This window comes from Virgibacillus alimentarius (assembly GCF_017874635.1).
GTDB classification, from domain to species: domain Bacteria; phylum Bacillota; class Bacilli; order Bacillales; family Amphibacillaceae; genus Virgibacillus_B; species Virgibacillus_B alimentarius.
The window spans coordinates 108,917-135,577 of record NZ_JAGIKX010000001.1; the positions used below are offsets into that span (position 1 = coordinate 108,917).

The 26,661-nt window shown below is 34.6% G+C and carries 29 protein-coding genes; all 29 read left to right on the forward strand.

The annotated features are described in order from the left end of the window. Window positions 1-7: 7 nt before the first annotated feature. The 29 genes from J2Z81_RS00570 to fliP all read left to right on the forward strand — a co-directional run bounded on the left by J2Z81_RS00570 (window position 8) and on the right by fliP (window position 26,635). Window positions 8-1,798 (forward strand): hypothetical protein, encoded by a 1,791-nt coding sequence (locus tag J2Z81_RS00570; protein WP_226370500.1) that lies wholly within the window; start codon window positions 8-10, stop codon window positions 1,796-1,798. Beyond that, the gene (locus J2Z81_RS00575; RefSeq protein ID WP_029269783.1) at window positions 1,795-2,079 is read left to right on the forward strand and encodes an EscU/YscU/HrcU family type III secretion system export apparatus switch protein; all 285 of its coding nucleotides are present in this window, start codon (window positions 1,795-1,797) and stop codon (window positions 2,077-2,079) included. The genes J2Z81_RS00570 and J2Z81_RS00575 overlap by 4 nt, the downstream gene beginning before the upstream one ends. A gap of 119 nt (window positions 2,080-2,198) precedes the next feature. Further along, window positions 2,199-3,359, forward strand: coding sequence for an ADP-forming succinate--CoA ligase subunit beta (sucC, locus tag J2Z81_RS00580; RefSeq protein ID WP_029269781.1), 1,161 nt, complete (start codon window positions 2,199-2,201; stop codon window positions 3,357-3,359). Between the two features lie 97 nt (window positions 3,360-3,456). Beyond that, the gene (gene sucD, locus J2Z81_RS00585) at window positions 3,457-4,359 is read left to right on the forward strand and encodes a succinate--CoA ligase subunit alpha (RefSeq protein WP_029269779.1); all 903 of its coding nucleotides are present in this window, start codon (window positions 3,457-3,459) and stop codon (window positions 4,357-4,359) included. A 70-nt stretch (window positions 4,360-4,429) separates the two neighbouring features. Next, window positions 4,430-5,326 (forward strand): DNA-processing protein DprA, encoded by an 897-nt coding sequence (gene dprA, locus J2Z81_RS00590; protein WP_029269777.1) that lies wholly within the window; start codon window positions 4,430-4,432, stop codon window positions 5,324-5,326. Window positions 5,327-5,443: 117 nt separating this feature from the next. Then, window positions 5,444-7,525, forward strand: a complete 2,082-nt coding sequence (topA, locus tag J2Z81_RS00595; protein ID WP_029269775.1) for a type I DNA topoisomerase — start codon at window positions 5,444-5,446, stop codon at window positions 7,523-7,525. Between the two features lie 115 nt (window positions 7,526-7,640). Further along, window positions 7,641-7,952 (forward strand): hypothetical protein, encoded by a 312-nt coding sequence (locus tag J2Z81_RS00600; protein WP_029269772.1) that lies wholly within the window; start codon window positions 7,641-7,643, stop codon window positions 7,950-7,952. A 298-nt stretch (window positions 7,953-8,250) separates the two neighbouring features. Beyond that, the gene (gene xerC / locus J2Z81_RS00605; RefSeq protein WP_029269770.1) at window positions 8,251-9,168 is read left to right on the forward strand and encodes a tyrosine recombinase XerC; all 918 of its coding nucleotides are present in this window, start codon (window positions 8,251-8,253) and stop codon (window positions 9,166-9,168) included. Window positions 9,169-9,193: 25 nt separating this feature from the next. Beyond that, on the forward strand, window positions 9,194-9,739 hold the full coding sequence (hslV, locus tag J2Z81_RS00610; RefSeq protein WP_318842382.1) for an ATP-dependent protease subunit HslV: 546 nt from the start codon (window positions 9,194-9,196) through the stop codon (window positions 9,737-9,739). 19 nt (window positions 9,740-9,758) lie between these two features. Beyond that, entirely contained in the window at window positions 9,759-11,156 is a 1,398-nt protein-coding gene (gene hslU / locus J2Z81_RS00615) for an HslU--HslV peptidase ATPase subunit (RefSeq protein WP_029269766.1), read from the forward strand. A 56-nt stretch (window positions 11,157-11,212) separates the two neighbouring features. Continuing rightward, the gene (gene codY / locus J2Z81_RS00620) at window positions 11,213-11,992 is read left to right on the forward strand and encodes a GTP-sensing pleiotropic transcriptional regulator CodY (RefSeq protein WP_029269763.1); all 780 of its coding nucleotides are present in this window, start codon (window positions 11,213-11,215) and stop codon (window positions 11,990-11,992) included. A gap of 206 nt (window positions 11,993-12,198) precedes the next feature. Next, a complete protein-coding gene (flgB, locus tag J2Z81_RS00625; RefSeq protein WP_029269761.1) occupies window positions 12,199-12,597 on the forward strand; it encodes a flagellar basal body rod protein FlgB in 399 nt (132 codons plus the stop codon). 2 nt (window positions 12,598-12,599) lie between these two features. Beyond that, a complete protein-coding gene (gene flgC / locus J2Z81_RS00630; protein WP_226370501.1) occupies window positions 12,600-13,055 on the forward strand; it encodes a flagellar basal body rod protein FlgC in 456 nt (151 codons plus the stop codon). Window positions 13,056-13,075: 20 nt separating this feature from the next. Next, window positions 13,076-13,384 (forward strand): flagellar hook-basal body complex protein FliE, encoded by a 309-nt coding sequence (gene fliE, locus J2Z81_RS00635; RefSeq protein WP_029269757.1) that lies wholly within the window; start codon window positions 13,076-13,078, stop codon window positions 13,382-13,384. 62 nt (window positions 13,385-13,446) lie between these two features. After that, entirely contained in the window at window positions 13,447-15,060 is a 1,614-nt protein-coding gene (gene fliF, locus J2Z81_RS00640; RefSeq protein WP_226370502.1) for a flagellar basal-body MS-ring/collar protein FliF, read from the forward strand. A gap of 11 nt (window positions 15,061-15,071) precedes the next feature. Then, a complete protein-coding gene (fliG, locus tag J2Z81_RS00645) occupies window positions 15,072-16,082 on the forward strand; it encodes a flagellar motor switch protein FliG (RefSeq protein WP_029269753.1) in 1,011 nt (336 codons plus the stop codon). Further along, the gene (gene fliH, locus J2Z81_RS00650) at window positions 16,075-16,842 is read left to right on the forward strand and encodes a flagellar assembly protein FliH (RefSeq protein ID WP_226370503.1); all 768 of its coding nucleotides are present in this window, start codon (window positions 16,075-16,077) and stop codon (window positions 16,840-16,842) included. The genes fliG and fliH overlap by 8 nt, the downstream gene beginning before the upstream one ends. Beyond that, on the forward strand, window positions 16,839-18,158 hold the full coding sequence (gene fliI, locus J2Z81_RS00655; RefSeq protein WP_029269749.1) for a flagellar protein export ATPase FliI: 1,320 nt from the start codon (window positions 16,839-16,841) through the stop codon (window positions 18,156-18,158). Before fliH ends, fliI begins: the two co-directional genes overlap by 4 nt. Beyond that, window positions 18,158-18,595: a flagellar export protein FliJ gene (fliJ, locus tag J2Z81_RS00660; RefSeq protein WP_029269747.1), complete on the forward strand. Its 438-nt coding sequence runs from the start codon at window positions 18,158-18,160 to the stop codon at window positions 18,593-18,595. Before fliI ends, fliJ begins: the two co-directional genes overlap by 1 nt. A 13-nt stretch (window positions 18,596-18,608) precedes the next feature. After that, the gene (locus J2Z81_RS00665) at window positions 18,609-19,211 is read left to right on the forward strand and encodes a MotE family protein (RefSeq protein ID WP_029269745.1); all 603 of its coding nucleotides are present in this window, start codon (window positions 18,609-18,611) and stop codon (window positions 19,209-19,211) included. Between the two features lie 26 nt (window positions 19,212-19,237). Continuing rightward, a complete protein-coding gene (locus J2Z81_RS00670) occupies window positions 19,238-20,893 on the forward strand; it encodes a flagellar hook-length control protein FliK (protein WP_226370504.1) in 1,656 nt (551 codons plus the stop codon). A gap of 9 nt (window positions 20,894-20,902) precedes the next feature. Then, window positions 20,903-21,352, forward strand: coding sequence for a flagellar hook assembly protein FlgD (flgD, locus tag J2Z81_RS00675; protein ID WP_226370505.1), 450 nt, complete (start codon window positions 20,903-20,905; stop codon window positions 21,350-21,352). Between the two features lie 81 nt (window positions 21,353-21,433). Next, window positions 21,434-22,231 carry a flagellar basal body rod protein FlgG gene (gene flgG / locus J2Z81_RS00680; protein ID WP_226370506.1) on the forward strand — a complete coding sequence of 266 codons (798 nt, stop codon included), beginning with the start codon at window positions 21,434-21,436 and terminating at the stop codon, window positions 22,229-22,231. A 73-nt stretch (window positions 22,232-22,304) separates the two neighbouring features. After that, window positions 22,305-22,724, forward strand: coding sequence for a flagellar basal body-associated protein FliL (gene fliL, locus J2Z81_RS00685; RefSeq protein ID WP_226981174.1), 420 nt, complete (start codon window positions 22,305-22,307; stop codon window positions 22,722-22,724). A 49-nt stretch (window positions 22,725-22,773) separates the two neighbouring features. Next, the gene (gene fliM, locus J2Z81_RS00690; protein ID WP_226370507.1) at window positions 22,774-23,760 is read left to right on the forward strand and encodes a flagellar motor switch protein FliM; all 987 of its coding nucleotides are present in this window, start codon (window positions 22,774-22,776) and stop codon (window positions 23,758-23,760) included. After that, window positions 23,761-24,915 (forward strand): flagellar motor switch phosphatase FliY, encoded by a 1,155-nt coding sequence (gene fliY, locus J2Z81_RS00695; RefSeq protein WP_226370508.1) that lies wholly within the window; start codon window positions 23,761-23,763, stop codon window positions 24,913-24,915. A gap of 19 nt (window positions 24,916-24,934) precedes the next feature. Continuing rightward, window positions 24,935-25,297: a response regulator gene (locus J2Z81_RS00700; RefSeq protein ID WP_029269734.1), complete on the forward strand. Its 363-nt coding sequence runs from the start codon at window positions 24,935-24,937 to the stop codon at window positions 25,295-25,297. 17 nt (window positions 25,298-25,314) lie between these two features. Further along, window positions 25,315-25,974, forward strand: a complete 660-nt coding sequence (locus J2Z81_RS00705; RefSeq protein ID WP_226370509.1) for a flagellar biosynthetic protein FliO — start codon at window positions 25,315-25,317, stop codon at window positions 25,972-25,974. Then, complete coding sequence (gene fliP / locus J2Z81_RS00710) at window positions 25,967-26,635, forward strand: flagellar type III secretion system pore protein FliP (RefSeq protein ID WP_029269730.1); 669 nt, start codon at window positions 25,967-25,969, stop codon at window positions 26,633-26,635. The genes J2Z81_RS00705 and fliP overlap by 8 nt, the downstream gene beginning before the upstream one ends. Window positions 26,636-26,661 lie beyond the last annotated feature (26 nt).

A 26,661-nucleotide genomic window follows, 5' to 3' on the forward strand; every position in this document is an offset into this window, starting at 1 on the left:
ATTCTAATTGGGTATATATAATGTTTTCTCCAAAAAAGTTTTATCAGCTATTAATCAAAAAAGTGAACAATACACTCTGAGGACTGAACAGATTGTACAAGGTAAAATTTTAAAAATATTTCAAGATAATAAAGCTCATATACAACTTGGATCTCAAAAAATGACAGCTCAATTAGAAGCCTCATTAACCACTGGAAAAAAATATCTTTTTCAGGTAAAGTCAGCTGAAGGTGCAGTTCGACTAAAAGTGCTTGGTGAGCCATTAAAGGCCGGTATACAAGCCAACGTGCAGCATCTAATGAGTCAATTTGGGGTAAAGGCAACAAAAACGTCAATGGGATTCATCCAGGAGTTGATTACTAAAAACATTCCCTTTCGAAAAGACCAATTGATAAAAGCTTTACAGCTAATAGAAAGCTCTAAACATAGGCTCCAAGCTCAGCAAGTTCTACAAGCAATGATTGCTCGTCGTATTCCTGTTACAGAGCCTGTTTTTAATGCGTTATACACATCAAAAATTGCAACTTTTACTGAACAGATAAGACCTTTATTACAACATCTCCAAAAAGAGACGAATCAAAAACCATCATATCAAAAGATCAAAAATATGCTTGAGAACATAATTGATCCCCCGCTAAAAACAAAGAATATGCTGATTGGTCATATTGCTGCGGAAATTAAGAATAATCATCCGCATTTTTTAAATTTGTTAAAAGCAGCCGGTTTAATTGATTCAACTGTAACATTTTCAGCTTGGAAATCAGAGTGGACATCTTTTCTACGAGAAAACAATTTAACCCCCTCTAGTATAGCGAATCGAAATTTAGCAAATGTAAGCCTGCCCAATAAGATAAATGAAACGCTTCTAATCAAAATACTTGAGAAGCTACTAGTAAATCACTCACGTATAAGGAGCGTGGCCCAACAGATCATTAATGCTTTTGGAAACTCGTTGAATAAAGCTATTGTCACTAATCTTTCATTGCAAGGACAAGAATATGCTAAATTAAAAAAACGAATCATTCGAGACTTCATTCCTTTAATCTCAAAGGGACAGCAGATTACACTTTTAAAAAGTTTACATAATAACCCAGTAGCTCTTCAAAACCTTTATACAAATTTACAAGCTTTGTCTAATGAGCAAACTTACCTTACAGTTGAACAGTTTTTAAGATCGGAAACTAGAGAGCAATTTTTAAGCCAATTAAAGCTAATACTGAATTCAATTGGTTTATCACATGAAAACCTGATCAAACAGGATGCAACCGAACAACAAATTAGTACGATGAAGTCGTTGCTCATCCAAGTGCTGCAGGAAGAGAATGGACAGAGACAAAAACGTTTCAGGCACTTTTTAAACTTTATAAATGGAATGCAATTGCAGTCAGTTAGCGAAACAAATAGTACTATTCAAGCAAGTTTGCAATTTCCAGGAGAGAGTATTGGGTTAAACGGCGATTTATTTTTGGATATCGAAGGGGACAAAAGCGAAAATAATAGGATCAATCCAGATCACTGTCGAATATTTTTTTATTTAGATTTAATGAATATGAAAGAGACGATTATTGATATGCATGTCCAAAATCGCTTGGTAGCAATTACGGTTTATAATAACCATACCGATTTAAAACATAGCACCAAGTTTTTGCAGTCGGTTTTAAAAGAAGGACTTGCAGGGATAAATTACCATCTAACAACGATTTCTATGAAGTCATTAAATGCAATTGATAAGTCAAAATCCAACTGTTCTTTTTTAAACCGCCAACAAAACGATAGGGGAGTCGATGTTCGAATATGAGTGAATATCGGACAAAAAAAGCTGTTGCCCTCCAATATAATCGGGATCAGCAATATGCACCAAAAGTTTCAGCTAAAGGTAAAGGACTTGTTGCAAGTACAATTATTGAAAGGGCAAAAAAAAATAATATACCTCTATTAGAAGATGTAACTTTAGTTGAACTTCTATCTGATTTAAATATAAATGAAACGATACCTGAAGAATTATATCAGGCAGTAGCAGAAGTTTTTTCATTTATTTATCGCATAGATCAATCGATTCAAGCAGACAAAAAAGACTAAAATGACATACTTTATTGTTAGATGATGTCACTTTAACATGGATTAGCGCAAATTGTTGTGAAATTTGTAGATTTTTAATACAATAGTTATGCATTGAAATTTTGATGGGAGGATAAAGGATGAACATTCATGAGTATCAAAGTAAAGATATTTTGCGAAACTATGACGTAAAAGTTCCTAATGGTCATGTTGCATATACAGTAGACGAAGCTGTAGAGGCTGCAGAAAAATTAGGAAGTTCTGTTACAGTCGTTAAAGCACAAATCCATGCTGGCGGCAGAGGAAAAGCCGGCGGGGTAAAGGTCGCAAAAAATTTAGATGAAGTGCGTACATATGCTGAAGAAATCCTAGGTAAAACACTAGTTACGCATCAAACTGGTCCAGAAGGTAAAGAAGTTAAACGTCTTCTTATTGAAGAAGGATGTGACATTAAAAAAGAATATTACATTGGTCTTGTACTAGACCGTGCTACTTCTCGAGTTGTAATGATGGCATCCGAAGAAGGTGGTACTGAAATAGAGGAAGTTGCTGCTGAAACACCGGAGAAGATTTTCAAAGAAGAAATTGATCCAATTGTAGGTTTAGCTGGATATCAAGCTCGGCGCTTAGCATTTAATATTAATATTCCTGATGAGCTAATCGGTAAAGCTGTTAAATTTATGATGGGGCTTTATCGTACATTTGTTGAGAAAGACTGCTCAATTGCAGAAATTAATCCGCTTGTTACAACTGGTGATGGCGAAGTAATGGCTCTAGATGCTAAGTTGAATTTTGATGACAACGCATTATTTCGAAATAAAGATATAATGGATTTGCGTGATTTAAGCGAAGAAGATGAGAAGGAAATCGAAGCTTCAAAACATGATTTAAGTTATATTTCTCTAGACGGAAATATTGGCTGCATGGTGAATGGTGCTGGTCTTGCTATGTCCACAATGGATATTATTAAGCATTACGGCGGAGATCCGGCGAACTTCCTTGATGTTGGGGGCGGAGCAACAGCTGAAAAAGTAACAGAAGCATTTAAAATTATCTTGTCCGATTCCAATGTTAAAGGTATTTTTGTAAACATCTTCGGAGGAATTATGAAGTGTGATGTTATAGCTGAGGGTGTTGTAGAAGCTACAAAACAAGTTGGATTAGAAATACCTCTTGTTGTTCGTTTAGAAGGAACTAATGTCGAGTTAGGTAAGAACATTTTAAATGAATCAGGATTAAATATAACATCTGCAGATTCCATGGCAGACGGCGCGCAAAAAATTGTTTCAATGGTTAAATAACAAATATTTTTTCACCTATGAAAAAAGAATACATTTATGAAGACTTTTAATTAACTATTGCAATGTATTTAGGTTTGTATAGAAAGGACGGACGAAAATGAGTGTATATGTTGACAAAGATACAAAAGTAATTGTCCAAGGAATTACTGGTGGCACAGCTAGATTCCATACAAAACAAATGCTTGAGTATGGCACAAAAATCGTTGGTGGTGTAACACCTAAAAAAGGTGGCACTGAAGTTGAAGGTGTACCGGTTTTTAATACGGTTCAAGAAGCAGTGGAGGAAACTGGAGCTACAGCATCTGTCATTTATGTACCTGCCCCATTTGCAGCAGATGCAATCCTTGAAGCTGTAGACGCAGAATTAGATCTTGCAATTTGTATTACAGAACATATCCCAGTTATGGATATGGTAAAAGTAAAACGTTATATGGAAGGCAAAAAGACACGTTTGATAGGTCCTAACTGTCCTGGTGTTATTACAGCAGACGAGTCTAAAATTGGTATTATGCCAGGATATATTCATAAAAAAGGCCATATTGGAGTAGTTTCTCGTTCTGGTACATTGACGTATGAGGCAGTACATCAATTGACTGAAGCTGGTTATGGCCAAACATCAGCTGTAGGTATCGGTGGCGATCCAGTTAATGGAACCAATTTCATCGACGTTTTAAAAGCTTTTAATGAGGATCCGGAAACATATGCAGTTATTATGATTGGTGAGATTGGTGGTACTGCTGAAGAAGAAGCTGCCGAATGGGTAAAGGCTAACATGACCAAACCAGTAGTAGGCTTTATTGGCGGAGCTACTGCACCTCCAGGAAAACGTATGGGACATGCTGGAGCGATTATTTCTGGAGGAGAAGGTACTGCAGAAGCAAAAAATCGCGTCATGAAAGAGTGCGGTATTAAAGTAGCTAAAACACCTGCTGAGATGGGTGAAACGATGATTGAGGTTCTGAAAGAAAATAACTTGCAAGAGAAATGCAAAACACTTTAAATGAAAAGGACCCGAAAGTATTGACACTTTTGGGTTCTTTTCTTAAAAATGAACAAGAGGAAGTGATTTATTGCAATCTATTCGAAATCGGCTCATACATATTCATAGATGCCGTGGTATTACACGAAAAACAATTCAGAGGATCCTTCATGACGACCCCACTTTTAAACGAGTTTATGAATTGCGCCCCGCTCAGCTTAGCAGGCTTTTATTACTCTCTATGAAAAATGCTATTACCTTTTATAAAGATCTACGTAATGATGCATTAAAAAAACAAATAAAACAGGATGTAAATCAATATACGATCATAACAATAGTTGACGAAAACTATCCACATGTGTTAAAACCTATTAAAGATCCACCATTTGTGCTTTATGCTAAAGGAAACCCCTTATTGTTACAGCATTCACCTGTACTTAGTGTAATTGGAACGAGAAATCCATCCACAGAAGCATTGCTAAAAATGAAACTCATCGTAAAGCCATTGGTTGAAAAAGATTGGGTTATAGTAAGTGGGATGGCTAAGGGGATCGATAGTTATGCGCATAAATTAGCATTAAGTTATACAGGGAAGACGATTGCTGTTTTAGGCGGTGGGTTTAATCATATTTATCCGAAACAAAATTTTACGTTATTTAATCAAATCGCAGAAAAAGGATTGGTACTATCAGAATACCCCCCTAACGTCCCTCCAAAGCGGTACCACTTCCCTGAAAGAAATCGAATAATTAGTGGGTTGAGTTTTGGGACTTTAGTAATTGAAGCTACTGAAAGAAGTGGTACATTGATTACGGTAGATCAAGCCCTTGATCAAGGAAGAGAAGTATATGCTGTACCTGGATCACCACTTATACCTCAAACGAAAGGATGCCATCAAATGATTCAAGATGGAGCTAAACTTGTTCAAACTGTTGAGGATATACAGGAAGACTGGGAAACAATTGGCAGCAATTTTTTCTCTCAGTGATATATATAAATGAAAGCCCTTTTTTTACAGTATGTTTGACAAAAAGGTAGTATATATTTAATATTAGTGAAGATTTTAAATTCTAGAATTTGTACCTCACTGTAGGAGGAAATAAATATGTCAGATTATCTTGTGATTGTTGAATCGCCTGCAAAAGCGAAAACAATTGAACGTTATTTAGGAAAAAAATATAAAGTGAAAGCATCAATGGGACACGTTCGTGATTTACCTAAAAGTCAAATGGGCGTAAATGTTGAGGAATCATATAAACCCAAATATATTACCATTCGCGGTAAAGGCGATGTATTAAAAGATTTGAAAAAAGCAGCGAAAAAAGCAAAAAAAATATATTTAGCAGCCGACCCTGATAGAGAAGGGGAAGCTATTGCATGGCACCTAGCATATGCACTTAATGTAGATGAAGATTCGAACTGTCGTGTCGTATTTAATGAAATAACAAAAGATGCTATTAAAGAATCTTTTAAACATCCAAGGTCCATTGATATGGATTTAGTTGATGCGCAGCAAGCTAGACGGGTTCTAGATCGTTTGGTCGGTTATAACATCAGTCCTTTACTATGGAAGAAAATAAAAAAAGGGTTAAGTGCTGGACGAGTTCAATCGGTTGCATTAAAAATGATCATTGACCGGGAAAACGAAATAGAAAATTTTAAACCGGAGGAATATTGGTCGATAGAAGCGAATTTTCAAAAGGGGAAAAGTAACTTTGAAGGTTCCTTTTATGGAATTGATGGCAAGAAAGCAGAATTGAAAAATGAAAAGGAAGTAAAACAAGTTCTTGATAAATTAAAAGACAAAAAATTTACAATTCGTAAAGTGAATAAAAGAGAACGGAGAAGAAATCCAGCCAAATCATTTACAACTTCTTCTTTACAACAGGAGGCAGCCCGAAAGCTTAACTTTAGAGCTAGAAAAACAATGATGGTTGCCCAACAACTATATGAAGGTATTGATCTTGGGAAAAAGGCGGGTGGGATTACTGGTTTAATAACATACATGCGTACAGACTCAACCCGAATATCAAATACTGCAAAAGAAGAGGCGAAGGCATATATTAAAGAACAGTTTGGTGAAAAATATTTAGGAATTCAAAAAGGATCTGGAAATAAAAAAGAAGGCACACAAGATGCTCATGAGGCTATCCGTCCTACTTCTACGATTAGAGATCCAAAATCACTAAAGGAAGTTTTGTCTCGTGATCAATTTCGCTTATATAAATTAATTTATGAACGATTTTTAGCAAGTCAAATGGCTCCAGCAATTATGGATACGATAACAGCCCATTTAGAAAATAATGGAGTTGAATTTCGGGCAACTGGTTCTAAAATTAAATTCAGCGGTTTTATGAAGGTATATGTTGAAGGAACTGATGATAAGAAAAAGGATGAAAATAAATATTTACCTAATTTAGAAGAAGGAGAAATTGTGGATGCGAAAGAGATTACTCCAAACCAGCATTTTACGCAGCCACCACCTCGATATACAGAAGCTCGATTAGTACGAACCATGGAAGAGAAGGGGATTGGGCGTCCTTCAACATACGCACCTACTTTGGACACCATTCAGCGCAGGGGTTATGTAAGTATTGATAATAAACGTTTTATTCCTACTGAATTAGGTACGATTGTAGTCAATATGGTTAATGAATTTTTTCCGGAAATTATTGATGTTGGCTTTACTAGTAAAATGGAGAGTGACTTAGACTCTATTGAAGAAGGAAAATCAGAATGGATTAAAGTAATAGATGATTTTTATCAAGACTTTCAAAAACGTTTGGAAGTTGCTGAAGAGGAAATGGAGAAGGTGGAAATCAGGGACGAACCTGCCGGGATTGATTGTGAGAAATGTGGGCATGAAATGGTTTATAAAATGGGACGATATGGCAAGTTTTTAGCGTGTTCTAACTTTCCAGACTGCAGGAACACAAAGCCTATTTTAAAGGAAATTGGAATAAAATGTCCTAAATGTAAAGAAGGCAATGTAGTTGAAAGAAAGTCAAAAAAGAAACGCAAATTTTATGGGTGTGATCGTTTCCCAGAGTGTGATTTTGTATCATGGGATAAACCAATAGCAAGGTCTTGTCCAAAATGTGAATCATTATTAGTCGAGAAGAAAACTAAAAAAGAATCACAAGTAAAGTGTACGAATTGTGATTATAAAGAAGAAGCCCAAGGTTAACATTGAACTGCTCGTGGTTGGTACGAGCAGTTTTTTAGTGGAAATATTTTATTCTTTCTAAAGTTTTAAAAGGGGAACAAAAGGGAATTAGCTTTTACAGAAGGAGGTTATTATCATGACAGAGAGAAAAAGCTATTTTGTTACTGTTGATAAGGATGATATAAGAGAAACCTCGGTAAAAGATGGGATAGAATATGAAATTTACGCGTCTCCAGAGGAATTGAATGAAATCAAAGAATTGTTTGATGAAAAAGACAATGATGTAAAAAATACTGTGAAATATTTGGCAAAACCTTTTAATGAACGGGGAGCAGATGATGAGCGGAATAACTATGATTATCATCTGTTAACTATATATCGCCGGATTTATGACTTAGGAACCGTAGAAACAAAAGCAGAAATTAAAGCATTAGGAATATTTAATTGAAAAGTTGTCCATAAATAATAAGGATACCAAAATAGGGAAGGAAAGCTTACACAAGAGGTTTTGAAGGAGGAAGTGAAAGTTTTTAAAATAGTTGAACTGTGTTGGTTGACTATTTAATCTATAAAAGATATAATTACGCCTTGGTAAGTATAAAACCTTTACACAGCGATGTTCACCATTTTCTCAATACAATATCAATCCGATGCTTGTTTCTGAATTTTGTTACAATTTTGTTAAATTTATTGATTTACGATTTATTGTATGATATGATTTATTCGCTGTTCAGTGAGGTGTAGATTTGAATAATCGAACTTATCATTATAATTCTTTTGTTGAATACTTGCAAATTGAAAAAAACGCATCGCCATATACCATTAAGTATTATCTGAATGATCTGGAAATAATGTTTGCGTTTTTGGAAAAAGAAGGAATTAGTAATTTAAATGATATTGATCATAATGTTGTACGATTGTTCCTAACAGATCTTTATCATCAACAATTGAGCAGGAGATCTGTATCAAGAAAAATATCTAGTTTGAGAAGTTTTTTTCGATTTTTAGAAAGAGAAAATCAGGTAAATAAAAATCCATTTATGCAAATAACGTTACCAAAATCAGATAAACCAATTCCGGAATTTATATATATGGAAGAGTTGGAGAAACTGTTTAAGGTTAACGACCTAAGTGATCCAATCGGTCAAAGAAATCAAGCTATTTTAGAAATACTATATGCAACAGGTATGAGGGTTAGTGAATGTCAGGGTCTCCTGCTTGAAAATATTGACTTTTCATTAAACATATTAAATGTGCAGGGAAAGGGACGAAAAGAACGCTACATTCCCTTTGGACACTTCGCAGAAGAAGCCTTAAGAGTTTACATAAATGATGGCAGAACGAAGCTATTGAAAAAAGCACATTCGTTGACCAACACAGTCTTTTTAAATGCCAGAGGGAATCCTTTAACAGCAAGAGGAATTCGGTTAATTTTGAATAAAATGGTGGAAAAAGCGGCATTGACAATTCATGTGAATCCACATAAATTACGACACACTTTTGCGACACATATGTTAAATGAGGGTGCAGATATTCGGTCTGTGCAGGAATTATTAGGTCATGAAAACTTGTCATCAACACAAATTTATACACATGTAACAAAGGATCGTTTGAAAAGTGTCTATATGAAAAGTCATCCAAGAGCAACAACTGATGATCATTAAAATCAGGTTAAAAGAGGTGAGAAATGTGGCAAATCAAATGCATGCCACAACTATTTTTGCGATTAGGCATAACGGGCAAGCCGCAATGAGTGGAGATGGCCAGGTTACTTTAGGAAACGCGGTTGTTATGAAACATAAAGCAAAAAAAGTACGGACATTATTTAATGGGCAAGTTCTGGCAGGATTTGCTGGTTCAGTTGCAGATGCATTTACTTTATTTGAAAAGTTTGAAGGGAAATTACAAACATTTAATGGGAATTTAACAAGAGCATCTGTTGAGTTAGCCCAAGAATGGCGTAGTGATAAGGTTTTACGCAAACTGGAAGCGATGCTTATTGTCATGAATAAAGACAATATGTTTTTGGTATCCGGAACAGGCGAAGTAATAGAACCAGATGACGGTATATTAGCGATCGGATCTGGCGGAAATTACGCCTTAAGTGCTGGCAGAGCATTGGTGAAACATTCGAATGATTTAACTGCAAAAGAGATTGCCCAGTCAGCATTAGAAATTGCTGGGGAGATATGTGTGTACACGAATAATCATATAACTTTAGAAGTACTTGAATAAAAGGAGGTTTTTGAATAGGATGGCAATCAATTATACTCCAAAACAAATAGTAGAACAATTGGATCGCTATATCATTGGTCAGCATGATGCAAAAAAATCAGTTGCTGTTGCCCTGCGTAACCGATATCGCCGAATGCAGCTTGATGAATCAATAAAGGACGAGATTGTCCCAAAAAACATTCTAATGATCGGACCAACAGGTGTAGGAAAGACAGAAATAGCAAGAAGGTTAGCGAAATTGGTTGGTGCACCTTTTGTAAAAGTAGAAGCAACAAAATTTACAGAAGTTGGTTATGTTGGCCGTGATGTTGAATCAATGGTTCGTGATCTAGTTGAAATGGCTATGCGAATGGTGAAGGAAGAAAAGATGAGTAAAGTCATGAGCAAGGCTGAAACTGAAGCAAATAAAAAGCTAGTAACATTACTTGTTCCCCAGGCTAAAAAACATCAATCTTCCATTAAAAACCCATTTGAAATGATATTTTCTAGCCAAGACAATGATAAAGATGAAAACAATGATACTGAAAAAGATGAAGAGATAAAAAATAAACGAAAGCGGACGGAACATTTATTAGCTCTTGGGGAATTAGAAGATCATACAGTCACTGTAGAAATAGAAGAATCTCCACCTTCGATGTTTGATATGCTCCAAGGGTCGGGCATGGAACAAATGGGTATGAATATGCAGGATGCCTTAGGTCAGTTTATGCCTAAAAAGAAAAAAAAGCGTAAACTTCCAGTATCTGAAGCAAGAAAAGTTATAACTCAACAAGAAGCACAAAAATTAATAGATATGGAAGAAGTAGTACAAGAAGCTGTAGAACGCTCAGAACAATCAGGAATTATCTTTATTGATGAGATTGATAAAGTTGCAGCAAAGCAAGAAAATGCAGCGAATGTTTCACGAGAAGGTGTGCAACGCGATGTTTTACCGATTGTTGAAGGTTCAACAATCGTTACAAAACATGGTCCAGTAAAAACTGATCATATGCTATTTATAGCGGCTGGTGCTTTTCATATGGCAAAGCCCTCTGATTTAATACCAGAATTACAGGGACGGTTTCCAATTCGTGTAGAACTTGAAAAACTAGTTGTAGAAGATTTTAAACGAATACTAAATGAACCTTCCAATGCATTATTAAAACAATATCAAGCGTTATTAAAGACAGAAGGTATAAATGTTGTTTTTACAGACAAAGCTATAGAAAGACTGGCAGAAATAGCATATGAAGTAAATCAAGATACTGATAATATTGGTGCGCGCAGACTTCACACAATATTAGAAAAGTTATTGGAAGATTTGTCATTTGAAGCAACAGATATAAATATGGAGACAATCGAAATTACTCCAACGTATGTAGATGAAAAATTAAGTACAATTGTAAAAAATAAAGATTTAAGTCAGTTTATACTCTAAGGGAAAAGGAACATTAAAACGTATTATAATCTCGAATATTGAATGGAGGATCATTTATGGAACTATTAAATCGTGCAAGAAAAATTAATGCAATGTTACAAACAACTACAGGTAAATCAGTGAATTTTAACGATATGTCTGCAACACTAAGGGATGTTATCAAAGGAAATATTTTTATTTTAAGCCGTAGGGGAAAACTATTAGGATATGCTATTAATCAGGAAATAGAAAACGAGCGAATGAAAAGCATGCTTGAAGAAAGAAGGTTCCCTGAAGAATACACGAAAGGTTTATTTAGTATTCAAGAAACAACAGCGAATTTAGATATTGACAGTCAATATACTGTTTTTCCTGTTGAAAATCGTGAGCTATTTCAAAATGGTTTAACAACAATCGTGCCAATTATAGGCGGGGGCGAACGTTTAGGAACTCTTATTCTAGGAACGTTAACAGATGAGTTTAATGAAGATGACTTGCTTCTTGCAGAATATGGTGCTACCGTTGTTGGCATGGAAATATTACAAGAAAAATCAGCAGAGATAGAAATGGAAGCAAGAAGTAAGGCTGTTGTTCAAATGGCTATAAGCTCCTTGTCATATAGTGAGCTTGAAGCAATCGATCATATTTTCGAAGAATTAGATGGTAACGAAGGCTTGCTTGTTGCAAGTAAAATTGCTGATCGAGTAGGTATTACAAGATCTGTTATTGTTAATGCATTAAGGAAATTAGAGAGTGCTGGTGTAATCGAATCTCGTTCACTTGGTATGAAGGGGACTTATATCAAGGTGTTAAATGATAAATTCCTAGTAGAATTAGAAAAATTACGTACAAGGTAATATATAAGGAAAAAAAGCTAGCCGATAAGGTTAGCTTTTTTTTGTGTTTTAATGGGTTTAAAGTCCCCTTTTTTTATAAAATATTTGTGAGTAAGGTAATATCTGTCAAATTCAATAGACTTTAATCCTCATATAAATTATAATAATTGGTAGTAAAATACATATTTCGACTTATATAGAATGGGACAAAAAGAGGAGTGATCCATGTGGATTTATTTGGCAGTACCGTACGGATGCTAGAAGGCTCGCTAGACTATTCAGCAGTCAAAAATCAAACAATTTCTAATAACATTGCAAATATCGACACACCAGGATATAAGTCAAAAGATGTTGTTTTTAGGAATGTTTTGAATGATGAATTGAACAGCGCTTCTAAGATGAAAAGGACCCATCCTAAACATATGCCATTCGATAACGGATCTGCAAGTCGCTCGTTTCAAACAATTACTAAAATGAATTCGAATTACAACCATAATGGAAATAACGTGGATATTGATAAAGAGATGGCTGAATTAGCAAAAAACCAAATTTATTATCAAGGATTAGTTGATAGACTTAATGGCAAGTTTCATACAATACAAACAGTGATTAGAGGAGGTAAATAGTTTTGTCTATATTTAATGCTTTCAACTCAAGCGCGAGTGCATTAACAGCAGGAAGATTACGGATGGATATCATTTCTTCTAATATTGCTAATGCTCAGACTACTAGAGCCACTATGAACGAGAATGGAGAATATGAGGCCTATAGACGAAAAATGGCGGTAGTGACACCAAAGAATAAAAGCTTTCAATCATTATTAGACAAAGCTACTAGAACTCACTATAATGCGGGATCTGGTGTTGAAGTATCCAAAATAATGGAAGATGAAACTCCTTTTAAATATGTATATCAGCCTACACATCCTGATGCTGATGAGGAGGGATATGTACAACTCCCTAATGTTGATCCACTAAAAGAAATGGTGGATTTAATGAGTGCAACACGATCATATGAAGCGAATGTAACAGCTTTAAATGCTAGTAAAAATATGTTGATGAAAGCATTGGAAATTGGAAAATAATTAACAAGGAGTAGTATAAAATGAATCTAACAACGAGCAATATATTAGAGCCAATATCACCTCTTTCATCGTCATCAAGACCAAAATACTTGCGTGAGGCATCGCAAAGTTTGGATTTTTCAAATACATTGAAAAAAGCACTAAATAAAGTGAACGATGCTCAAAAAGAGTCGGATAAGAAGACGGAAGCATTAGCTATGGGAGAAATTCATAATTTGCATGATGTAATGATAGCTGCTCAAAAAGCAAGTGTTACTCTTGAGACAACTGTACAAATTCAACGAAAAGTTATTGATGCCTATAATGAAATAATGCGTATGCAAGTTTAAATAATATAAAAGAAAATAAATATGTAGAATGAAGAACGTTTTTGGATTTGGCGGGGGAATTTATGAAGGAAAAAATTAAAAGCTTCCAAAATGCAGCGAAAAATGTGTGGATGGAGCGAACAAAATCTCAGAAGTTAATTTTTATTGGATCATTCTTGATTATTTTGATCATAATACTTGCTATAATTTTTTATCAGTCGAATAAAAAACTCGTTCCCTTATATAATAATTTATCCCTACAAGAGGTCGGACAAATTAAAGATGAACTTGATACGCGAGGAATTACATATGAATTAGAAGAGGCTGGCACTACGATTACTGTACCAGAAGATGATGTAGATACATTGCTTGTTGATCTTGCGGGGCAGGGATTGCCAAACAGTGGTAATATCGATTATTCATCCTTTAGTGAAAATTCCTCTTGGGGGGTTACTGACAATGAATTTAACGTTATGAAACTCGACGCAATGCAGACTGAATTAGCCTATTTAATGAAAGAAATTGATGGTATTGAAGATGCAAAGGTAATGATTAATATGCCTGAAGAACCTGTGTTTGTCAGTGATAATTCAGAGGAAGCTAGTGCTTCAATTGTATTAAATACAAAGCCGGGTTATGAGTTTAAGGGGAACCAAATCGATTCACTTTATCATTTAGTTTCAAAAGCTATTCCTAACTTACCAGCTGAAAATATCGTAATTATGAATCAATACTTTGAGTATTTCGATAAAAACACACGAAATGCTGGTGGTAATGAAGATAAACATTCTTATCAGCAGATGGTAAAAAAAGATATAGAGAAAGATATTCAAAAAAGACTTCAACAAATGCTTGGTGCATTAGTGGGAACAGAAAATGTGATTGTTTCAGTGATAGCAGATGTCGATTTCACGGAAGAAAACCGGACTGAGGAACTTGTTCATCCAGTTGACATGGATAATATGGAAGGACTGCCAGTAAGTATTGAAACAGTTCATGAAACATATTCCGGAACCCCTCCTGTTGGTGGAACAGCCGGTACTGGAGATGAAGATATACCTACATACCAAGGTACGGAAGATGATCCAGAGGGTCAATATGAATTAGATAAAGAAACGGTCAACAATGAATTTAATCGAATTCGAAAAGAAATTATCGAAAGCCCATATAAAGTTCGAGATTTAGGTATACAGGTGGCGGTAGATCGTGTGAAAAATGGGGATGGGAAAGCTATTCAATATTTATCTCAGCAGGATCAGAATGCTGTTAAGGAAGGGATTAATTCTATTTTAAATTCTGTTGTTAGTACCTCAATAGATAAGGATTATGGTGAAATTGATCCTGAAGAAAACATATCTATTGTTTTTCAGGAATTCAGTGATAATCAGCCATTTTCCGAAACCGCTCATCCTTTTATTCCTGTCTGGATGTACGTTATAGGAGCCATTCTGCTAATTATTATTACCATTTTAATCATTTTATTATTGCGAAATAAAAAGAAAAACGCAGAAGATGAACCAGTTTCTGAAACAATTTCAACGGAAACACAACCGGAGATTCCCCGCGTTAATGTTCCGGAACTGGATGAACAACCAGAAAGTGAATTGATCGTCCGCAGAAAACAGTTAGAGAAGATGGCAAAAGAGAAACCAGAAGAATTTGCGAAGCTTTTAAGAAGCTGGATTAGCGAGGAATAGGAGGATTGCATATGACAAAATATAAAAGATTAACAGGAAAACAAAAAGCAGCAATTCTCTTAATTACGCTTGGTCCAGATGTATCTGCACAAATTTATAAGCATTTAAATGAAGAAGAAATCGAGAAATTAAGTTTAGAAATATCCTCCGTGAAAAAAGTAGATTCCAGACAAAAAGAGGATACATTAGAGCAATTTTATCAAATAGCTTTAGCACAAGACTATATTTCGCAAGGGGGAGTTGGATATGCTAAGACGGTTCTAGAGAAGGCTTTTGGCAAACAGGAAGCAACAAATATTATTAATCGTTTAACGTCTTCATTACAGGTAAGACCATTTGAATTTGCCAGAAAAGCCGAACCTCAACAACTATTAAACTTTATTCAAACAGAACACCCGCAAACTATTGCACTCATTTTATCGTATTTGGATTCGGAACAGGCGGGTCAAATATTATCTGATCTGCCACAAGAAATGCAGGCGGATATAGCAAAACGTATTGCAACAATGGATTCTACCTCACCTGAAATTATAAGTCAGGTGGAACAAGTGTTAGAACGAAATGTCGCAACTTCCTTAACAGAAGATTATACACAAACTGGAGGCATTCAAGCAGTAGTTGAAGTATTAAATGGGGTTGATAGAAGTACAGAAAGAACTATTCTTGATGCATTAGAAGTTCAGGATCCTGAATTGTCAAATGAAATTAAAAAACGGATGTTTGTTTTTGAAGATATCGTTATTTTAGACAACCGTGCGATTCAAAAAGTGATACGTGAAGTCGAGGACAAAGATTTACAACTATCTCTTAAGATAGCGAGTGACGAAGTAAAAGAAATTATATTTAAAAATATGTCTGAGCGGATGGCGGAAACATACAAAGAAGATATGAAGTATATGGGTCCAGTTCGATTAAAAGAAGTGGAGGATGCGCAAACAAGTATTGTATCGGTTATCCGAAAACTAGAGGAAACAGGAGAAATTGTAATTGCTCGAGGTGGAGGTGATGACATAATTGTCTAAGCTCTATTCTTCCAGCCCTTTAAAATTAACAGAAAGAGTAATTAAAATAAAACCAATTGAACTTATTAAGGATAAAGCACAGATTCATGAGGGGGAATCCTGCGATAGTGAATACCAAGCGATACAAGAGGAAATGCAAATAGGATATGAAAAGTTACAAAAACTTAGAAAACAACAACAAGATATTTTAAATGAAACAAAGGCTAAGATTGAAAAGGAAAAAGAAATTTGGGAGATCGAAAAACAAAGTTACTTGGAACAAGCAAAAGAAGAAGGATATCGTGCGGGCTTTGAATTAGGCAGGCAAGAAAGTGTCCAACAATATGAGCATTTATTAGAAAAGGCAAATACGATAATAGACGCAGCTATTGTAGATTACCATCATACAGTGGAACAAAATGAAGATATGATTTTAGCAATCGCTATTCAAACTGCGGAAAAAGTGTTGAAACAAAACCTATCGACAAATCCTGAAGCATTTTTAATCATTGTTAAAGAGGCGATCAAAGAATTAAAAGATCAAACAGATATTATTATGTATTTAAATCCCGATGACTACGTAAATGTTTTACAACAAAAAGAGGAATTAGAATATATTTTTGAAAATAAAAAAGATATTACATTGCATATCGATAAGAATGCAGAAAAAGGCCATTGTTTAATTGAACATCCCTTTGGACAAATAGACGCAAGTATTGATACACAATTACAACAAATACGTAATACTCTGCTTGAATTAGTGATGGAGAATAAACAATGAATATAGACCATTTACTTACTGCCATTGACAAAGTAGATCCATATAAGCGGTATGGGAAGGTTTTAAGAGTAGTTGGAATTATGATTGAATCGCATGGACCAAGTGCCAATATTGGAGAAGTATGTCATATACATGTATTAAAAAACTGTAAAGCTCCCGTTCTCGCTGAAGTGGTTGGTTTTGATCGTGAAAAAATTATACTTATGCCGTATACAGAAGTAGTAGAAATTGGACCAGGTTGTTTAGTAGAAGCTACAGGAAGATCGCTCACAGTGAAAATTGGACAAAGACTAATTGGCGAAGTAGTAGATTCATTAGGGCAAATACTTGATCAATCTCCACTTCCTGAAGGTCTATCAAATTACATAACTGAACAATCGCCACCGAACCCAATGTTACGCGCGCCGATATCAGAACCAATTCAAGTAGGGATAAGGGCGATTGATTCATTGTTAACAGTTGGACAAGGACAGCGAATTGGTATTTTTGCGGGAAGTGGGGTAGGAAAGAGTACACTACTTGGAATGATTGCACGTAATAGTAGTGCGGATGTAAATGTAATAGCTTTAATTGGTGAGCGAGGACGGGAAGTTAGAGAGTTTATAGAAAAAGACCTCGGTGAGGATGGTTTGAAAAAAACAATTGTTGTTGTAGCTACTTCAGATCAACCGGCACTTATGCGTATAAGAGGAGCTTATACAGCAACAGCAATTAGTGAATATTTTCGTGATTTAGGTTATCAGGTTAATTTAATGATGGATTCCGTTACTAGGGTAGCTATGGCACAAAGAGAAATTGGGTTGGCAACTGGAGAGCCTCCGACAACAAAAGGATATACACCATCTGTATTTGCTATATTACCAAAATTATTGGAACGTAGTGGTTCTAGTGAAAAGGGAACGATAACGGCCTTTTACACAGTTTTAGTAGATGGGGATGATATGAATGAACCAATAGCAGACACAGTACGGGGGATTTTAGATGGGCATTTTGTGTTAGATCGAAAGTTGGCTGAGCAAGGACAATTTCCAGCGATCAATATATTGAAATCAATTAGTCGTGTAATGAATCACATAACGGATCAAAAGCATCGTGAAATGGCAAAACAAGTACGTACATTAATGGCTACATATGAGGAAAATAGTGAATTAATTCATATTGGTGCTTATAAAAAAGGAACTGATTATGAGATAGACAGATCAATAGCTTACTATCCAAAAATCCAAGCGTTTTTAAAACAAGATATATTTGAACAGGAAACACTAGAAAATGCAATTGAAAAAATGCAGATGTTATTTAGTGAGGGGATGGATTAATGGCTGAAACGATCGCGTTATCTAAAATTTTACGTGTATACGAAAAAGAAAAGACAGATGCACAAAAAGCATTTAATCAATCAATAACCTTATTCGAAGAGGTTGCTAACCAGTTATATACACTATTAAAAAGAAAAGAAGACGCAGAAAGCTTTTATGATAGCAATGTAGAGAAAGAAGTACCGATTGAAAAGATTAGGGAGCAGATGATCTATATTGAAAGATTAAATAAACAAATTATCAATCTACAAGCAGAGGTTAACAAAGCAAGGAATGTAATGAATTTCAAGCAAATGAAACTGAAAGATGCACATATTGAAATGAAAAAATTTCAATCCATTCTAAAGCATCGAGAAATGTCTAAAAAAGAAAAAGAAAAGAAAGATGAAAATTTAGCAATGGATGAAATTTCAATTCAACAACATATTCGAAGTTAATCAGGTGAGGGATATGGCTAAGTCGATGAATAGTAAAAATAATAAAAAGAATACAGTACGATGGTTTTTTTACGCCATCATTATTCCCTTTATTCTTGTTACATTGATAACCATTGTTATCTTATCCGTTGCAGGTTTCAATGTAATTGACTGGGTGGAAAAATCTAGGATTAATTTACCAGTAGTTTCCTCTCTCGTTACTTCCTCTAAAAAGGAGAATGCAATGAATAATACAGAGAGGATAAAAACAAAAATTGCTAATAAAGATAAGGAGATTGAACAGTTAAATAAAAAAATTGATGATCTTGAAAGTACCATTGATCAATTAGAGCAAGATTTGATAAAAGAGAAAAACAAAAATAAAAGCGGAAAAACTGTTAAGGAAGAAGAAAAAACGAAAGAGCTAGAGAAGAGAGATACAATAAAAACCGTTTCAGCCTCTTTTAAAAAGATGGATGAGACACAAGCAGCCCTGATATTTCAAAAATTAGATAAGGAAGTAGGTCTTGCTGTTTTAGAGCAATTACCAAATGATGCGCGTGGTAAAATTTTTGAAGCAATGGATCCTAGCTTAGCAGCGGAATATACACAGCTCTTGATTAACATTAGTGAATAGATACATATTTGAGAGGGGGTGCAGAGATGCATATTCATCCACTAACCCGAGAAAATTATTCTTCAAGTTTTACGAAAGATAATATAAATGAGAATGAAGAGAGAGGTAACTTTTTTCACCAACTATTCAATAACCAGAAAAACGTTGATGATGAAATGAGTAATGAAAAAAGAAGAAAATTTGAAAAAGACTCAAGAAGGACTGTTAATTTTCACCATGATTGGTTCACAAGACCTAAAAAAATCCTAGAAGAAGGGGAAGAACCCCAGTCCTCTATTCCCCTCGTTGTTCAAAAGAAAGGTAAATCTGATTGGGATTCGAATTTAATACCTAGTTTTCAAGAACAGATGTTTTCATTAGATCTCTCGTCAATATCTCCATTTCTTAGAATAAGAGATAAGGAAGGAGAGGAATTAACGCAAGTTTCTAATGAACAAGATTTCAACAAAACGATAAAAGCGGAACTTCTAGCATTGAAGCAATCGGAAACAATGAATAAGGATTATTATAGCGAAAGCGAAATAACAGAAATGAAAATGATAAACGGGGTTCTTAAAGAAAATAAGAATTGGAAGGCATTACATACTGCACATAATAAACGAAACCAATCCACTATGGTCCAGGATAATACTCACGCAGATGTCGCCAAAATAGTTTATAAAATACCAAGTATACCTCTTAATCATTTAAATGACCAGAAAGATATAAAAGTCAATTCTGATCATTTTTTTGAGGGTATAAAATCTTTTATCGGCAGTTATAAAGACGCCAAACCTCAAAAAGTAATACAAGATAATTTAGGAAGAACAGATGTAGAAATCAAAAAGTATTTTACAGAAATAGTACAAAAGGCCGAGAAGTTAATTGCTCAAGTTTCAAGCAACCAAGAAATCAAAAAAATAGCACCAAAGCTTTTAGCATTCATTGAACAATGGATAATGTTAGAAAAGAAGTATGATGCGAAGGAAAACCAAATTAAACCACAAACGAACGAAGATACAATAGAAACGAAAATCTGGAGAAGCTTACTAGACGTCTTTCAAAGAAAGCATCAGTTTGCCCTGCAACAATATGGTGATTTGGATTCTGATGTGACAGAGTCTAACATTGTTAATTTTGTTCAAAAAGTAATGAATAATAATTCCTTTGGGTATAAACCTGCTGGATTAGGTAGTTCTTTTTCAAGCATGTCAATATCTAAGCTGGAGCAATACGCGATTTATGTGAATATGTCACAGATACAAGGTTCTTATCCAGTTGATCAGGATATCATGGATCAATTTCAAAACATAATAAGGAGAAGTAAATTTTTAGCAAAATCTAATGGGATAAACCAACTATCCATTGCACTTCGTCCTGATACTTTAGGAGAAATAAGGCTTCGATTAACACAGGTTGGTGGTGACATGACAGTAAAAATAATTGTTACGTCCCAGGCAACAAAAGAGATATTGCAATCTAATATACATCAGCTTAAAAGTATGTTCTCACCACATCAGATTACCATTGAAAAACTAGATGTGAATTTTCAATCCAACCAAGAATTATATGAAAAAGAGAGAGAACAGGAGCAAGCAAATAAAGAGGATCAAAATCATCCTGGACAATCAAAGCAAAATAAGCAATCAAATGAGGATACAGAGGTCCATTTTCATGAGTTATTAATGAATGAGAAAGTGTAGGTGTTAAAAATGCCCACGATAGATACAACGTTATATTTAAAAAATCAGTCTACATCTAGAAGTCCAGGAAACCAACTTGGAAAAGATGAATTTATGAAAATTTTGATGACACAATTGCAAAACCAAGATCCATTAAATCCAATGGATGATCGTGAATTTGTTTCTCAAATGACTACTTTCTCCTCGCTGGAACAGTTAATGAATATGACGTCTTCCATAGATAATCTAGTGGAGAGTCAGCTAATATCGCCAGTTATTAAATACAGTCATCTGGTGGGTACCAATGTTTCCTATCCAACGTTTGATGAAGAAACTGGAGAAAAATTAGATGTTGAGACTAGTAATGTAATAGCTGTAAGTCAAAAAGATGGCTGGGCTATCTTAGCATTAGAGAATGGGGAAGAAGTATATGCAGACTCTATTTTGCAAATAAACGATACAACTGCTGAAAAAGACTGACAATAAAATGAGTGCATGCCAAAAATCTCAAAGCCATTGATGGTAGAGATAAAATCAAATAAAAATAAGGGGGAAAATAAAATGTTACGTTCCATGTATTCAGGTATATCAGGTATGAAAGGATTTCAAACAAAATTAGACGTAATAGGTAATAATATTGCAAACGTAAATACAACTGGTTTTAAAAAAGGAAGAGCAACTTTTCAAGATGCTATGAGTCAAATGTCATCTGCTGCACAAGGACCTACCCCAAACCGCGGAGGTGTCAATCCAAAACAAGTGGGAACAGGTGCGCAGCTTGGTACGATTGATAACATACATACACAAGGTTCCAAACAAACAACGGATAGAACACTAGACCTACAATTAGAAGGAGACGGAATGTTTGTACTGGACACGGGAGATGGTACGAAGGCATACACACGTGCCGGTAATTTTTATTTAGACAATGATGGTTTCATTGTGAATGCAGATGGACACAAACTTGTTGGAACAAATGGAAATGTTCTTCAAAGTATTCCAGAAAATGCATCAAATTTTAATATACAAACCAATGGTGATGTAACTTATGTTGAAAATGGTAACCAGGAAAGTGCAGGTCAAATCGGTTTAGCTATGTTTTCTAATCCAGGTGGTCTCGAAAAGGCCGGAAATAGTTTGTATTTGGAAACAACTAATGCGGGTTTTGGAGGAATTGTTGCACCAGAAAGTGGGAATGCTGAAACATCAATTGTCAGTGGTGCACTAGAAATGTCAAACGTAGATTTATCAGAGGAGTTTACCGAAATGATAACAGCTCAACGTGGTTTTCAGGCTAATACGAGAATTATTACAACTTCTGATGAGATTTTACAAGAGCTAGTTAATTTAAAGAGATAAACTAAGTAAATAGGAAAAGGGTGATAAGCCATTATTCTACCTAGATACTGATTATCTCATGAAGTAGGTGTGAATGTTGAGTAAGTTAGTTAAAACAATGATTATTTTTCTTTTTTTACTTTTGGTTGGAGTAGTTATATTCGCTGTTTTTATCTACATAAAGGAGAAACCTGAAAAAAGTGAAGCGCAATCGATTGATAAAATGGTTGAATATTCGTATAAAACACCTGAGATAACCACAGATTTAAAGGATGGAAGTTTTGTTCGGATCCAATTCCAAATTTTAACCGATAGCGAAAGTGCGAAGGAAGAAATTACAACACGTGAATTTCAATTGAAAAATATATTAATAAAAGAATTAACTAAAATGGATGAGGGTGATGTGAGGACAAATTTATCCGAATTAGAAAAAGATATTCAATCAAAAGTAAACGATGTAATGTCAGAAGGTAAAATAACAGATGTGTATACAATCAGTAAAATTTTACAATGACTGTATCATTCATCAATAAATGTAAAACTCCAATATGTAGGTGATTTTTTTGGTAGATGAAGTTCTTTCGCAAAATGAAATAGATGCGCTTTTATCTGCAATTACGTCTGGTGAAATGGATGCAGAAGAATTAAAAAAAGAAGAAAATGAAAAAAAAGTGCGTGTCTATGATTTCAAACGAGCCCTAAGATTTTCAAAAGATCAAATTCGAAGTATAAGTCGAATTCATGAAAATTATGCCCGCTTATTGACTACTTTCTTTTCTGCTAAATTACGTACTTATGTTAATATTTCGGTCGCGTCTGTCGATCAAATACCATTTGAGGAATTTATTCGCTCGATACCCAAAATGACAGTGTTAAATATTTATAGCGTGGCACCTCTTGAAGGAAACGTTTTAATGGAAGTAAATCCGAATATTGCCTATGGATTACTTGATCTAATTCTTGGCGGAAAAGGAAACAGTGTCAATAAGATTGATAATTTAACAGAAATAGAAACCATCCTTATGTCACAACTTTTTGAAAAGGCAATTTATAAATTAAAAGAAGCCTGGTCAACGATTGTAGAAATTAATCCTGTTTTAGAAGAATTTGAAGTCAACCCCCAATTTTTACAAATGGTATCACCAAATGAAACAGTAGTTGTTGTCTCATTAAATACGGAAATTGGGGGAACGAGTGGAATGATTAATATTTGTATTCCCCATATCGTATTGGAGCCAATCATATCGAAATTGTCAGTCCATTATTGGATGCAAACAAATACTAAAAAAAGAGATCCGGAAGCTTTTGAAAAGCTATCTAAAAATATTCAACATGCCCAAGTAGAAGCAAAAGCAATTTTAGGGGAAGCAACGATTACGATTCAGGAGTTCATAAACCTAAGTAAAAGTGATGTTATTGCTTTAAAGAATCCAATAGATCATCCGCTTACTCTAACTATAAATAATGAACCGAAGTTTTATATTCAACCGGGAAAATATAATAATAACATGTCTGTACAAATATTGTCAGAAATAAAGGGGGAGAAATAAATGCCGGATAATACGCTTTCCCAAGATGAAATTGATGCTCTTTTAGAAATAAGTTCGGATAAAGATGAGAATGGGTCAGAATCAAATGTTGGTGATTATTTATCAACGATCGAAATAGATACATTAGGTGAAATAGGAAATATTTCTTTTGGCAGTTCCGCTACAACACTTTCAACATTACTGAAACAAAAAGTGGCGATTACGACACCGGTAGTTTCAATAATTAATAAGGAAGAAATCTATGAGGAGTTTTCTTTTGAATATGTAAGCATTCGGGTGAACTATATAGAAGGATTTAAAGGAAAAAACATATTCGTTATTAAATCAGAAGATGCAGCAATTATTTCAGATATTATGCTTGGTGGAGATGGTACTTCTCCAACTAAAGAGTTAAATGATATACATCTAAGTGCTGTACAAGAAGTAATGAATCAAATGATGGGAGCGGCTGCGACTAGTATGTCCACTGTTTTTGATAAACGTGTTGATATATCACCACCTTCTATTAAACTAGTAAGTTCAGAGGAGACAGAAGAGGGCATGAGGCCTGATGCACAGGAAGAAGTTTTTGTAAAGGTTTCTTTTCAATTAAAAGTTGGTGAATTAATAGATTCCAATATTATGCAGCTTATACCGATTCCATTTGCAAATGAATTGGTGAGTCATTTGTTACATGGACCGACGATGGATACTAACAATGAAGCCGCATTAACAGTGGAACAATTTGAAAAACCAGCTCATGAAAAACCAATCAATATCCAAGAGCCGATGCAGGATCAGGAAAAAAGTCATACAGCACCGCAATATATCGGAAATGCTATTGATAGGGAACATGCCACAATTCAACAAGCTTCATTTTCCGAATTTAATCATGTAGAGCTAGATCAAAATGCACAGAAAAATTTGGATATGCTTTTAGACATTCCTTTAAATATCACAGTAGAGCTCGGTAGAACAAAGAGGACCATTAGGGAGATTTTGAATGTATCATCAGGCTCGGTCATTGAACTTGATAAGTTAGCTGGTGAACCAGTGGATATATTAGTTAATGGTAAACTAATTGCTCAAGGAGAAGTTGTTGTTATTGATGAAAACTTTGGTGTCAGAGTAACAGATATCATAAGTCAAACAGATCGTATTATGAAACTTAAATAGAAAGCAGGGGAAAGATAGAATGGGAAAAAGTATTTTGATTGTAGATGATGCAGCATTTATGAGGATGATGATCAAAGACATACTCGTAAAAAATGGTTTTACTATTGCAGGAGAAGCGCAGGATGGTTTACAAGCAGTTGAGAAATATAAGGAACTTATGCCCGATCTTGTGACAATGGATATTACCATGCCAGAAATGGACGGGATAGCCGCTTTAAAACAAATTAAAGAAATTAATCCAAATGCAAAAGTACTTATGTGTTCAGCGATGGGCCAACAGGCAATGGTTATTGATGCCATTCAAGCGGGTGCTAAAGATTTTATTGTGAAACCTTTTCAGGTTGATCGTGTCCTGGAAGCTATACAAAAAGCCTTAGGTTAAGAATCGAGTGGGTATTAATGAAAAAAGTTTGTTTAAGCACCTTATTTTTAAGTATCTTCTTTTTGATTAACTTTTCTGAATATGCTGCAGCAAAAGAATCCAATGTGGCTGATTGTTTGGAAAATCACGCTAATTGTTCAGAAGAGGAAAAAGAAAGCTTAAATAATTCAGAAATGGAACAAGAGGGAACTGGATTTAAAGAAAGAAGTACCGGAACAATCATCATTGATTTGTTAAAAATGGTACTTGCTTTATTTTTAGTTTTGGCACTAATTTATCTGTTCGTTAAGTTTTTAAATAAAAGAAATAAATTATTTCAACAAGTAAAGTCTCTTGAAAACCTTGGTGGTGTTTCTGTAGGCCAAAATAAATCAGTTCAAATCGTACGTATTGGAACAAAATTATATTTAATCGGGGTTGGTGATAACGTTGAAATGCTGCATGAAATTACAGATGAAGAAGTAAAAAAGGATTTGATTCGGAAAGAAGAACGAACGGATCTACAAACATCGTCTTGGCTTTTGTCCATATTTCCAACATTAAATAAAGACACGAATAAAGAAAAACAATCAGAAAAAGAGTTTAAAAAGCTATTTTCTACGGAACTTTCTAAACTTAAACAAACCAAAGATCAATTTATAAGAAACAAAACTCAAGAGGAAGATAAGTATGAATGAGTTCGTAGATATGTTTTCTAATTCTGATCCTTCATCTGTTTCCACGTCAGTAAAATTATTATTATTGTTTACGGTGTTATCGCTCGCACCTGGCATTTTAATTTTAATGACTAGTTTTACACGAATTATTATCGTTCTATCTTTTGTGCGTACATCACTTGCGACACAACAAATGCCACCTAATCAAGTTTTGATTGGGATAGCTTTATTTTTAACGTTTTTTATTATGTCCCCTGTTTTTGGAAAAGTTTATGACGATGCATTACAACCGCTTTTTAGTGAGGATATCACACTAGATGAAGCATACGATAAAGCGAGTGTCCCAATGAAAGAATTCATGGCAAAACATACTAGGCAAAAAGATTTGGCATTATTTATGAACTACCGGAAGATGGACGAACCTCAGAGTATTCAGGATATTCCAATTACGACTCTAGTGCCAGCTTTTGCTATCAGTGAATTAAAAACCGCTTTTCAAATGGGTTTTATGATTTTTATACCTTTTTTAATTATTGATATGGCAGTGGCAAGTGTTTTGATGTCAATGGGGATGATGATGCTGCCACCAGTTATGATCTCATTGCCATTTAAAATTTTACTATTTGTTTTAGTTGATGGCTGGTATTTAATAACACACTCATTATTAGATGGGTTCCAATAAATGAAGTTGCTCTTTGAACAAGGGAA